Origin of the sequence: Micromonospora sp. B11E3 (assembly GCF_039871625.1) — a bacterium.
Classification (GTDB): domain Bacteria; phylum Actinomycetota; class Actinomycetes; order Mycobacteriales; family Micromonosporaceae; genus Micromonospora.
On sequence record NZ_JBDPMC010000172.1, the window covers coordinates 1 to 3041 of the forward strand.

Genomic DNA, 3041 nt, shown 5'->3' on the forward strand with positions numbered 1-3041 from the left:
CCCGCCAGGCCTACGGCTACCGCAGCGCCAAAGCGTTGATCACCATGGCCAACCTCCGCCGCGGCGGCCTCTGCCCACCACTACCCGGACGATCATGAACCCGACCCACGAGAACGGCAGTAGACCCGGAAAAGGGCATCAACTGGAACGACTACCCGGACGGCTGCAAGCGTGGTCGGGTGGTGGTGAAACAGTCGGGTGAGCGGGAGGTGACGTTCACCCACAAGCGCACCCAGGAGCAGCAGACGGTGATGGCGCTGCGGTCATGGTGGGAGGTCGAGCCGGCACCCCACTTCAATTCGGCGTCTGACGGGTTCCTGGCTCGGAGCATCCCGAGCATGGCGGGGCTTGCGGGCGAGGCTGCGGCGTGACCCGACCGCCGCCGCCGACCCTAGCCTTCATGCATGAGGGCAACGAACCTCTGCGGTCGGCTGATCCAGATCCAGCTTTCTCCACTCACGACCGTCCGAGCGGTGGTCCGCCCCCGGCCCCTTCCCTTGAACCTCTGCCGATCGCTCACCCCTCGCTGCCCGACACCGGCGACCCTTGGGGCGTTCCAAGCCCGGCCGAGGTGGCCACCTGGTTCGGAGCGGCGATGGCCGCCGGAGTGATAGGCAACGCCGCCTATGATGCGCTCAAGGCGGCGCTGTCGCGCCTTTCCCGGCAGAAGGGGAGCCCCTCAGACACGCTGGAGTGTAAGGCCGACGCGGCACTCGTGGCCCGTGCGGCGTTACGGGGACGGGCCGCTAACGGCGGTACCGCCGAGGTGCCCGAGGACGCCGCCCTCATTGTCTCCTGCCTGACCACGCCGGACGGCTGGGAAGTCAGCTTCGACGGCGACGACATCATCGCCACCGTATGGATTTCTTCGGACAGGATCTCCGAAGAAGGCGCCATGATCGAGGTGCAGGTCTCCCACCGTCTCTTCCCGAATCGCGCCAGGAAGGCACGCGTCGGGATGTGGCGCAGGTTGTTAGCGCGTTTCCGATCGCCGTGAGTCTTCAGCCAGGAGAGCTGCCGCTTTCAAGAGGTTGACTGCGGCGCCGCTGGCCCGCGCCCTGACCGCCGCTACTGTCCCGCGCGGCTGATCCCACCGAAGGAACCCATGACCAGGCAGCCCTCCAATGATGTTCTGGAGAATGAGCGGCGCTGCGGCCAGCCAACCTCACGATATGGATGGACAGCGATGCAAGGGCGCGCTGGGCTCGGCGACTCGCATCACTGGCTGTAGCGGTGCGTATCGAGCGCCTCGCAGCGGAAGAGGATCTTCGCGGGTTCAGCCGCGGCTGGCGTACAGGTACACGGTGACCGCGTCGGGTGCGTCGAGGCCGAACAGGACCGACCGGCGCGTGCCGTCGGCGGTGGGTTGCTCCTCGACGATGCCTGAGACGGTTTTGGCGGTTTCGGGGTCCCACAGGTTGCCGCCGCCGACGTTGTGTTTCGCGTCGACCGCCCGGAACCCTGGAGTGGGAGCCGCTGTGAACTCTGCCTCGGCGATGAAGGCGTCGAGTGCGGTACGGGGTATGCGGAACTTCGCCGAGAGCAGGGTTTCCAGGCCGTTGCTGTAGGCGGCGGACAGCAGCACGGTTCCGGGAGGCAGGGTCACGTGGGCGACGGCTTCCACCTGAGCGGCGCTGGCGACCTGCGGCCCGGACTGCACCGGGAGCGGATCTGGTTCGTCGTTGCGGAAGGCCAGCCCGGCCACACCGCACGCGACCAGCGACAGCACCAAGCTGATGCACGCAAGTACGAAGACGCTGCTGCTGCGCCGATTGCGGGTCGTCCGGGCAGCGGTCTCGATCATGGTCGACGCAATAGGGTGCGTACGCTCGTCGGCAGTTCGGTGCGGCCGGCGCCCGCGCCGCCGCGACGGGGGAGTGACACCCGGCTCGGAAGGCAGTGCGCACGCTCGGCGCCGCACGAGGCCGACGTGGCTACCACCGGCAGATGTCCTGCCGACAAGCCGACGTGAAGCGCGTCGGCGCACTCAATTCGGATGAGGATGCCGACCGCTCCAGCCGGGCGCTGATCCTGCAGACGACACCTCGCACGACGTGCGACGGCAAAGGCGCAGACCCGCGACGGGTTGCCGAGGTAGAGTCTCGCGTCGTGGCAGGGCTTGATCGACGCGGACAGGGTGAGGATGGCCGTCGTCTCGGTCAGGAAGCGATGCGTCGGCTGAGGCGCAGATCCGTCTGTGCGGTCGACCCCGGGCTTACCGACTCGGAACTTGACCGGATCGAGCAGGAATTCGGGTTCCGGTTTGCCACCGACCATCGGGCCTTTCTGTCCGCAGGACTGCCGGTGAACACCCGGCCCGAGCCACGCGAGCCGGGAGTGCTCTACACCCACCCGGAGCCGTGGCCCGACTGGCGTAACGGGGACCGCGACAAGCTGCGCGGTCTGCTGGACTGGCCCAGCGATGGAGTGCTGTTCGACGTCGAGAACAACGGCTTCTGGTACGACGGCTGGGGTTCACGCCCAAGCGACACCGGATCGGTATTGGCGACAGCGACGCGCATGCTGGCGCAGGTGCCGAAGATGGTGCCGGTGTACGGGCATCGGTATCTCCCCGGTGAGCCGAGGACCTTCGGCCACCCGGTGCTTTCGATGTGGCAGACCGACATCATCTACTACGGGTTGGACCTGGCCGACTACATCGACCGGGAGTTCGGTCACGTCGGCCCGGGCGGAAATCCGTGGGAGCCGAAGGCCAGCGTCGAGTTCTGGCGCGATCTCGTCTGAGCCCTACGTACGTGCAGCGAACAGCCGGTCCTTCCCGGGAGAGTGCGTGCACCTGGCTCGGCCCGGACGGGCCTACGAAACGGTTCGAGCGTGATGCCGGCCTCGGCAACAACCCCCTGATATTCGTCGATGTCGACGGGCCGCTGATCCCGTTCAAGGTCCGGCCGGTTAGGGCGTGTCTTGTGGATCTTCGAGGGCGGATCCGGTAGATAGATTGGCGTGTCGCGACGGCATGAACTGACCGATGACGAGTGGGCGCTGCTGGCGCCGTTGCTGCCAGCGGACCCGTCGCGTGG

Annotated in this window: 4 protein-coding genes; 3 read left to right on the plus strand and 1 reads right to left on the minus strand. The window is 67.2% G+C overall.

Translation table 11 applies throughout. The features are described 5' to 3' along the window. Positions 1 to 179 precede the first annotated feature (179 nt). Positions 180 to 371, plus strand: coding sequence for a hypothetical protein (locus ABGB16_RS33350; RefSeq protein ID WP_347672034.1), 192 nt, complete (start codon positions 180 to 182; stop codon positions 369 to 371). Between the two features lie 200 nt (positions 372 to 571). Next, entirely contained in the window at positions 572 to 997 is a 426-nt protein-coding gene (locus ABGB16_RS33355) for a hypothetical protein (protein ID WP_347672035.1), read from the plus strand. Between the two features lie 279 nt (positions 998 to 1276). Here ABGB16_RS33355 and ABGB16_RS33360 read toward each other — a convergent pair whose 3' ends face one another. Continuing rightward, positions 1277 to 1804 carry a hypothetical protein gene (locus ABGB16_RS33360; protein ID WP_347672036.1) on the minus strand — a complete coding sequence of 176 codons (528 nt, stop codon included), beginning with the start codon at positions 1802 to 1804 and terminating at the stop codon, positions 1277 to 1279. A 164-nt stretch (positions 1805 to 1968) separates the two neighbouring features. On the opposite strand from ABGB16_RS33360, the gene ABGB16_RS33365 reads away from it, so the two are divergent. Then, positions 1969 to 2745, plus strand: coding sequence for a hypothetical protein (locus tag ABGB16_RS33365; protein ID WP_347672037.1), 777 nt, complete (start codon positions 1969 to 1971; stop codon positions 2743 to 2745). Positions 2746 to 3041: the final 296 nt, after the last annotated feature.